The organism is Acinetobacter sp. TWP2-2-3 (assembly GCF_049896445.1).
Classification (GTDB): domain Bacteria; phylum Pseudomonadota; class Gammaproteobacteria; order Pseudomonadales; family Moraxellaceae; genus Acinetobacter.
In genome coordinates this window covers 1-8,589 of the sequence record NZ_JAFCUI010000023.1, presented here as the reverse complement: position 1 = coordinate 8,589, position 8,589 = coordinate 1, and the positions used below count along the sequence as shown (strand labels likewise).

At 37.6% G+C, this 8,589-nt stretch carries 3 protein-coding genes and 4 pseudogenes; 3 read left to right on the top strand and 4 right to left on the bottom strand.

All coding sequences use genetic code 11. From position 1 onward, the window contains the following. Positions 1 to 114: 114 nt before the first annotated feature. From ACP7AK_RS15150 to ACP7AK_RS15140, 3 genes and pseudogenes are all read right to left on the bottom strand, one after another. Positions 115 to 372 (bottom strand): annotated as a pseudogene (locus ACP7AK_RS15150) (NADPH-dependent FMN reductase); the annotation flags it as partial. Between the two features lie 5 nt (positions 373 to 377). Further along, complete coding sequence (gene arsB / locus ACP7AK_RS15145; protein ID WP_310078456.1) at positions 378 to 1,418, bottom strand: ACR3 family arsenite efflux transporter; 1,041 nt, start codon at positions 1,416 to 1,418, stop codon at positions 378 to 380. 4 nt (positions 1,419 to 1,422) lie between these two features. After that, the gene (locus ACP7AK_RS15140; protein WP_310078455.1) at positions 1,423 to 1,737 is read right to left on the bottom strand and encodes an ArsR/SmtB family transcription factor; all 315 of its coding nucleotides are present in this window, start codon (positions 1,735 to 1,737) and stop codon (positions 1,423 to 1,425) included. Between the two features lie 82 nt (positions 1,738 to 1,819). Between ACP7AK_RS15140 and arsC the strand changes: the two genes are divergently transcribed. The 3 genes and pseudogenes from arsC (at position 1,820) to ACP7AK_RS15125 (ending at position 3,580) form a co-directional block, all read left to right on the top strand. Continuing rightward, positions 1,820 to 2,248, top strand: a complete 429-nt coding sequence (gene arsC / locus ACP7AK_RS15135) for an arsenate reductase (glutaredoxin) (protein WP_310078454.1) — start codon at positions 1,820 to 1,822, stop codon at positions 2,246 to 2,248. A gap of 134 nt (positions 2,249 to 2,382) precedes the next feature. After that, positions 2,383 to 2,781, top strand: a pseudogene (locus ACP7AK_RS15130) (helix-turn-helix domain-containing protein); the annotation flags it as partial. Between the two features lie 51 nt (positions 2,782 to 2,832). Beyond that, a pseudogene (locus ACP7AK_RS15125) lies at positions 2,833 to 3,580 on the top strand (IS5 family transposase). 582 nt (positions 3,581 to 4,162) lie between these two features. Here the strand turns inward: ACP7AK_RS15125 and ACP7AK_RS15120 are convergent. Continuing rightward, positions 4,163 to 8,328: pseudogene (locus ACP7AK_RS15120) on the bottom strand (tyrosine-type recombinase/integrase). Between the last annotated feature and the right edge of the window lie 261 nt (positions 8,329 to 8,589).

The following is an 8,589-nucleotide window of genomic DNA, read 5'->3' as shown; positions in this document are numbered from 1 at the left end:
ATCGTCATTTTATTATGGTCAGCCTCAGGGTGAAGTGTGTCTAATCAACAGGGTTTTCGGTCTCTAAGTACTTTTTAAAGGGAACATCATCGACTCAAATCTCTATTTGCAACAGTGCCGTTCTTTTACCTTGGGATGCTGCATATCACCATCCTCAGGAAGAGGTAGCCCTTTAGGATGGAAAATTTTAACTTCTGCACCGAAGTACTCCAGGATTCGGCCTGCTTCCTGAACTGCTAAACGGCTATATGATCTCTCACGATTTGAGCCGTATAGAAGTAATATTTTGGGTGGATGATCCAGGTTTTTTGCTTGAACTTTTTCTAAAGTTGGCTTTTCCAGAAGACTGAAATCAATATTGGGTAAATTCATCAGATTTATATCTCTTTAAAAACTTTTTTTCTGAGCCATAGCGAGACTGTGACTAAGGCAATCAAGACAGGCACTTCAACCAATGGACCAATCACGGTAGTGAAGGCGACAGGGGAAGCTAATCCAAAAGTGGCAATCGCTACAGCCAGTGCTAATTCAAAATTATTGCCTGCCGCAGTAAAGGAAATAGCAGTCGTTTTAGGGTAATCATTACCCATCCACTTACTCATAAAGAAGCTGATGAAGAACATTGCAACAAAATAGATCGTCAAAGGAATAGCGATTCTAAGCACATCTAGAGGAAGGCTAATCACTTCACCACCTTTAAGACTGAACATGGCTACAATCGTGAATAAAAGTGCAATAAGGCTGATTGGGCTAATCTTTGGGATAAACTTAGTTTGATACCAATCCAAACCTTTCTGTTTGACTAAAATCAGCCGGGTTAAAAAACCAAGTAAGAATGGAATACCTAGATAAACCAGAACAGCATGGGTAATGGTCCAAAAGCTTACATCAATGATTTGTGCTTCTACCCCAAAGAATGGCGGTAAGAAGGTCAAGAACAACCAAGCATAAGTACTAAAGAACAAGATCTGGAAGATACTGTTAAACGCAACCAAGGCAGCAACATATTGATTATCCCCACATGCCAGACCATTCCAGACGAGGACCATCGCAATACATCGAGCTAAGCCTATGAGAATTAGGCCAGTCATATATTCAGGATAAGCGTGCAGAAAAATGATGGCCAAGCCAAACATTAAGCAAGGTGCAATGATCCAGTTTTGAACAAGAGATAATGTAAGGGTACGCTTATCCTCAAAAACTTTAGGTAAGGTTGCATAGTCAACTTTGGCAAGTGGTGGATACATCATCAAAATAAGCCCTATTGCGATAGGGATATTCACTGAATTAATGCTTAATTGATCTAATACGACAGATGTTTGAGGGAAAAATACCCCAATACCTACGCCTAATACCATGGCAATGAAAATCCATAGAGTTAGGTTTCGATCTAAGAATGAAAGCTTTGATGCGGACATTGAATTACTCGCATTGCATAGAGATAGATAAGTTGTTCGTAGGTTTATTTAATACTTCATCATTCAAAACACTGAATACTGCATTTACCCATTCTGGTAAATCAGGATTTAATCGGTAATACACCCATTGTCCCTTGCGCTCATCTAGCAAAATTGAAAGGTTACGGAGTAAAGCCAAGTGACGAGAAATTTTAGGTTGGCTCAGTTGTAATATCTCAGTGATTTCACAAACACATACATTTTGTCTTTCTAAAATAATTTTTAAAATATCTAGACGTGTCGGGTCAGATAGGCATTTAAAGAAATCTGCTTGATCCATAATCTATACTCTAATATATGCTATTGCAAATATACGCATATCCATATATATATGCAATATTATGAAGTCCTGAGTAAGTCCAATGTCATCAAAAGTTAAGATCTATCATAATCCAGCGTGCGGAACATCAAGAAATACACTGGCGCTAATTCGAAATACCGGAGAAGAACCTGAAGTTATTGAGTATCTGATCAACCCTCCAAGTAAAAGTGAACTCATTAATATAATTGAGAAATCAGGTCTTTCTGTACGTGAAGCTATTCGCAAAAACGTGGAACCTTTTGAAGCTCACAACTTGGATCAGCAGCACTGGACAGATGAACAGCTCATTAATTTTATGCTTGAGTATCCACTTTTAATTAACCGTCCATTTGTTGTGACTGAATTGGGGGTAAAACTATGTAGACCCTCTGAACTCGTTTTAGATATTTTGTCTGCGCCTCAATTAGGAGCTTTTACCAAAGAAGATGGTGAAATAATCATCGATAAAAATGGTAAGCGGATTAAATAAATCCGCCTCATTTAACATAATGGTTGATATACGAAATTGAAATGTTAGAAACCATTTAAAGTGTCTATATTCTCACCAATAAAAATGTCTAGTTTATGATGGTTTTTACCATCTGGACTGGATATAAATTAGAGATGTTGATCACTATGTCTGACAAGGAAATTCAACGTCTTGCAGTTCTGCAAGACGTTCGAGATCATCGTATTACCCAAGTCCGTGCTGCTGAAATTCTGAATCTTTCAACCCGTCAAATAACCCGATTATTGCAGAAGCTCAATCAAGATGGCATTTCAGGTCTGATGCATGCCAGTCGTGGTCAACCTGGTCCTCGTCGCCATGATGATTTATTAAAATCACAATGTCTTTCCATTATTTCTGAATATTTTCTTGGCTTTGGTCCTACATTGGCGCATGAGAAGCTTAGCAGCATGTTTGGGCTGAATATTCCTGTGGAAACAGTTCGTCGCTGGATGACTGCCAATGAGCTCTGGATTCCGCGATCCAAGCGTCTGAAACGTCCATATCAGCCTAGAGCCTGTCATCAATTAGCTTGAGAAAATCTAACCTGTCCTCATTATTTTTTCATGACTAAACGCTATGCATTAAGAGATGATCAGTGGGAGCAGATTAAGGATCTGTTACCTGGACGAGCGAGTACTGTTGGAGTAACTGCCAAAGATAACAGGCTATTTGTTGAAGCAGTATTGTATCGGTATCGTTCAGGTATTCCATGGCGAGACTTACCCGAACGCTTTGGGGATTTTAGAGTTGTGCACACTCGCTTTAGCCGTTGGGCTAAAGCAGGCGTATGGCAGAAAGTTTTTGAAGTGCTATCACATGAAAGTGATAATGAATATGCCATGCTAGACTCAACCATTGTGCGTGCTCATCAACACAGCGCCGGAAAAAAAAGAACAGGCAATCGGACGCAGTAAAGGTGGTTTAAGTACCAAAATTCATGCCCGTACTGATGCTTTAGGCAACCCAACAGGATTTTATCTCACTGCCGGGCAGACTCATGACTTAAATGGTGCTGATGTGCTGCTGGACTTATCGTTAAGTCAGACTTGGCTCATGGATAAAGCCTATAATTCTAAGGATCGGGTGATTGATCCAATCCATAAGATCAAGGGTCAGATCGTGATGCCATCCAAAAGTAACGCGATTGATCAGCGTGATTATGACCAACATCTTTATAAAGCAAGACATCTGATCGAGAACTTCTTCGCCAAGCTCAAGCAGTATCGAGGTATTGCTACGCGCTATGATAAATTGGCTCAAAACTTCCTGTCAGCAATCTACCTTGCTTCAATCATGATATGGCTTAATTGATGACACGCCCTAAGCATAATAGGCACAAAAAACTGTTAAAGCGGTTTTAATACTTCTGTAGTAATTTTCAGGTTTCCACGCCCGATTACAGATTTTGCTGTAACCTAATTATCAAATGGGTATCTTTTTCTTTGATCAAACCAAATTAGAATATTTTATTGATTTGTAAATGAAAAATATAAATAAATAAATAACGTATGGATCAAATTGAAAGCGAAGAAAAAAATCAAATTCGCGGATTTTCAGGCCTTTTAATCACTTATTAAGCTTAGGCTATTTCACCTAAGTAATCATGTTACATAGCTTCCAGCAGCAGACAAAACGCAATGGATAATGCGATGTTTTTTGGTTCTGTTGATCCATAAAAAATACTTAAGTCTCTATTATTAAGCTATAAATGAGCAGCAAGAAATTTTTCTAGTCAGGTAAATGATATTCATGCACACGTAGCTATCTCGAACAAATTCACAGAATTTGGCTGCACTTACATCCAAATTGTCATTTGAAATTAGCTCAATTAAGGTAGCGCTGTCTTTCAAACCTTTGTGTAACAAAGCGTGCATAAGTCATATATACTTAGATTCAGATATGATCTCCAATCGCTAAATATCGTACACTCAACCACGCAAGTACCCATCGCACGGCGCTTAATGACGCTTGTTGAGACATTATTCTAAAATAATCATATTTATTATGTTTCATCACTACCGGAAAAAACTGATGTTCTATAAGAAGTGAAAGCATAGGTTTATCTTCTGCCGTAAAATGCATCAATACTTTTGTTACATTACTCTCATACAACCATTTTTTTATTAACCAATTATAAGTGTCTGATTGGTTTCGTTCTAAATAATCAAATCGCTCTAAAATTTTTTGTGCGGAATTAAAATCTACAGCACTTAGTAATTCAGGCAAACGTGCTAACTTTCCTTGTGTCAATAATGGATGTCTTCCTATATTTGAACCACGTTTACCTGAAGGAATGTTTGACATCGTAATTAAAGCTCTCTTCCAGGACTCAATATCTAATTGTGGCTGCCCCTGCCCAGAAATAAGATACCGCTCAATATCTTCAATATTTTGAAATAGTTCGTGTTTAATTACTTTACCCGTCGAATTTCCTCTTTTTTGAGCATAGATTACCCACCTCTGAGTTTGTCTTTTTTTGAGTACATATTTTTCGATGGTATCTCTCAACTTATATTTTAGATTACTATTCTGTTGGTTAATCGCTTGGAAATGCCTGAATAAATTACTCCGACTCATGACTCGCTTAAAAAATGCAGTATGTAAATTGGGTTGCTGTTGTTGCATGCTATAGGCATAAGTAGCTAGAAATAAGATATGAATATAATGCTTTAATGTTGTCGATTCATGTAAAGGTCCAAGTACTCGACCAATCGCCTTAATCCCTTGACCGACCTGTCCTTCATTGCCTACTAGCGTATTAAATTGTTCATTCGATGGCATCCAATTTTGTAGCCATGGCAGTTCTATCGTGAGCACTTTAAAATCCACCACTGTTTGCAAACACTTTAAAGTATATGCACTTGCAAACGTATGTCTTAAATGATGTAAGCTGAGATCAACATCTCCAGTGACTTTCTTTAATATTTGAGATATTTGATCAAAAAAAGGCTTATGTTCACTGTTCTCATCAGACATTAATATCGAATATTCTTTATTTTGATAAACATCATCTAATCCCTTTTTAATCGTCTGACTTAATAAATTCATCGGAACAACACGTTCTGATCCGAGTGTTTTTAGCTGATGCTCACCATAAGGACGAATTCTGAGCATATCCTCATCAATATCTAAGGGCCGTAAATGAAGTGTCTCTGAACGGCGTACACCCATCGCCGCAGATAAACGAAAATGACGCTGAATCTCTAGACGTAAAACAGTATCATTCACCCCAGATTCTACAGATTGTAATATTTGAACGATCTGCCGCACTTCATTTTTTGAAAAAACCTTAGCACTTGCTTGATGCGCTGTACGCTTGTGTAACTTTATACGATCATCATTTAATTGAATTAAAAATTCTCTAAAGCGATTCCATGCAGCGAGATGCTTGCGGTGTGGAAAATGCTCTTGCGTCAACTCCATCCATTTTTGAAATACATCTTCATCAATCTGGCTATCTTTTGTTAAATCTTCTGAAAACCCCAATATACCTGCACTGACGATGGCCAAATGTAGATGAATCATATTTCGATTCTGTAGACTTAACTCTTCTGCATCACAGCGTAAAATCAACCATTGCACAAAGCATGTTAATAAATTGACTGAGTAGTGATTCGTTTTATTACTAGCAAGCTGTTTAAGCCAAATGCTTGATCTAGACTCACCTTTTAGTTGCTGAATCATCGCTAAAATATCAGACAAATGTAGTTGCTCATCGCCTATTTCTATTTCACTTTCTGGCTCAGTGCTATCTAAACCTGTGGTTAATTTTTCATATTCGGATAAGCGTAATAATTCATTTATTGAAAGATCTTCAGTCAGGACTTGGCCTGATATATAACCTGCAATCAACGGAGTGCTATTTAACATCACCTTTTACTGTAAAGCTTTCAACCATTGAGCTAACGATAGAGTTGACTTAAGCCCTATTTGTTTTAAATATGTATTAAAACACTTTTGCCAAGCCGTTCTTTTTTGATTTCTTGACTGTGCTAAAATCTCTTTTAATCGGGGCTGTAGATACTGTCGGTCTACTAAAATTAAAGTCGAGACATAAGGACTTAACAGTACTGTACGGCGTATCTTCGTCACAGATCTATCATTATTCACTGTCAGCTCAACGAGACGACTATTCCCCATAGCGACTATATGTTGATCAGAAGCAATAAACTCCAACATCGCTTGTAAATGGCTCACTCTGCACAGTTGTGAATACATGGAGAGTACAACCAGCAAACGTCCTATTTCAACATCACAATTTTGATGTTCAGGTAAATGTTCTAAATCCTTCTGAATATGATCAAGTAAGTTTTGTTCAATATAACCCCATGTACTAAAACTATTTTCAGATGTCAGCCATGTACGATTAGCTTTTTGAGGAAGTTGAACGAATAAAGGAATTTTCGTTTTATCGCGAATATAAGCACAATATGCCTTGATAGCTTCTGGCAAATCAATGTTTGTATTTTTAGCTAAATGTGAAGCTAATACATGTCCAAGCTCTAAAGCTACTTGTGGCTCAGGATTTTCCCCAAAAATCAACGGACAATAGGACTTATACTCTGAGTTTTTCAGCCATTCTTTTACATCATTTTCTGAATATTGTATTCTCGGCTTCGTCTCTACTTGAGCTGTTTTAGTCTCTTGGGTTAAAACAAATGTTGGAATATGCTTGATTTTAAAAAAATCAAAACCTTCAAGACATTCGAAACCTAATTGTTTTTGCAGGTTTTCTTGTACATCAAGCCACTGTTGTTTAAAAACTGATACAGGAAATACAGATAACATATCCCATGGATAACGCCCCCGTATCCAGTGCCCAAGTCCAGCATCCTTGAACCGTCCAAGTAACTGATTATGATCAGAGCGAACCAACTTCCGTGCCCAATTTCTAACTAAACCTTCAATCTGATGAGGATCACAAAGTTGCACAGCATAAGATGATAAATCAACACGTGGTTCAACTTGCTCCCCCAGCATTACCATCAAACCACGTAAACCTTGAATCTGTTTGATCAACGCTGGCGTCAATGGTACATAACGATCGGTTGATTCATCTTGATGATGTTTATCTTGAATCAATGCCCAGCCTTGCTGACTTATCCACTTTGGAAAGGGTTGCTTAATTCCTCGTCCTGCAGTTGCAAGATTCATCCATAATGCCGTATACAACGTTAAGTTATCAAAGAGCACCTGCCAATTTTTCTGTTCATAAGCCTGATTTATTCTGTTTTTTATTCGTGTAATTTCATTTTGTATTTCAACAATCTTTATTCCAATCGGGCTACCCACGCGTTCACTTGAAGTGTGTATGTATTGAGGAATATCAATTTTTATCGTTCTTAAACAATCAGCCCATAATTGCTCAAGTTGCCTCTGTTCAAAAGAGGCATAATGAATCAAGTTATCATAATTTCGACCTGATGCATTCGTCACTGCTTTAACGACAGCTAAATCACCTTGGCTATGATCATATAACAACCGTGGAAGAATATCTCGAATGCTTTTGAGGCTGATTTCTAGCTCTTTAGGTACACGGTTAATCAGTTCACTCACGTCACGTTCAACTGCCATATGATGTCTTGTAATCCCAAGATTTTTGACTTGACTCACTAAATCATTGAGTTCAATCGGTAAAACCAAATGTAATTCATTGGTCCATGGCACATGAAATTTAGAATCTTCTGGTTTTTTTTGAGTGTCGGTGTCCCTGCAAACACACTTAATACATATGCAGATAAAGTATGATCATACTGAATAGCAATATTATTCTGATCTGCATTTTGACTAAAACGAGGCGCTGTTAATTCACTCACCGAACGTCCTGTGAGTAAACTTAATATTAAAGCTAATTTTGCGCGTAAAATTAAGCTGGTATCAGTATGAGATGGTTGACAGAGCCTAAATATTTCTTGAATTGAATTTAAGGACAATCGCGATTTGGTCCAAACTAAACCAACATTTGCAGCTTCAATATGTTGAGAAGTAGACTTAGAGGCATAAAAACCTCGAATTAAATCGGATTGTTCTGCCAAAAAAAATGTAAACAATGGCTCCAATGGTGTTTCATCTTCTTCAATCTCATCATGCTCAAATACATCAGAGACTAGACCACGATGAATTTCATCTACATCCTCTAAAGGTTGAATAGCAATACTTAATGAGCCGTATCGTTGCAAGATCAGTTTTCTATGCTTTAACTGTGTGATTCATAGACATCATTTCAATATAATTGGTGTCTATGAACAGAGAAATTCAACAAAGACTCGTATGGGTTAAATTATTTGAAGAGACCAATGATGCTGGCCTAGTCTGTCGGA